The organism is Microvirga antarctica (genome assembly GCF_017921815.1).
Classification (GTDB): domain Bacteria; phylum Pseudomonadota; class Alphaproteobacteria; order Rhizobiales; family Beijerinckiaceae; genus Microvirga; species Microvirga antarctica.
Genome location: NZ_JAGEMM010000051.1, coordinates 1 through 299, shown reverse-complemented (window position 1 = coordinate 299; position 299 = coordinate 1). Strand labels below are relative to the sequence as shown.

Sequence of the window (299 nt, the reverse complement as noted above, 5' to 3'; positions counted from 1 at the left end):
GCGGGCCGTAAAGTTCCCAGCGGTGGATATGCTTGCCGGATGCAAGACTTAGCCCTGGCCAATGACTCAACTCCGCCGGCGCGGAAGGGATTCCCATCCGTGCGATAAGATCCGGGCTGGCAAACAGGCGATGCCCTCTGTCAGCCAGGACGCGCATCACCAGGTCGCTATCTTCAAACGGGCGCGGCCTGACGCGAATCGCCACATCCACCCCCTCCCCTACGACGTCCACCCGACGATTGGTCGCTTCAAGCTGTAGCGAAACATCAGGATAACGCGCCATAAATTTCGCCAGCATT

Annotated in this window: 1 protein-coding gene; it reads right to left on the bottom strand. The window is 59.9% G+C overall.

Going from position 1 to position 299, the window contains the following annotated elements; translation table 11 throughout:
* Positions 1–299 (bottom strand): LysR substrate-binding domain-containing protein (locus J4G32_RS20810; protein WP_246505439.1); only part of this gene is annotated, 299 nt, incomplete at both ends.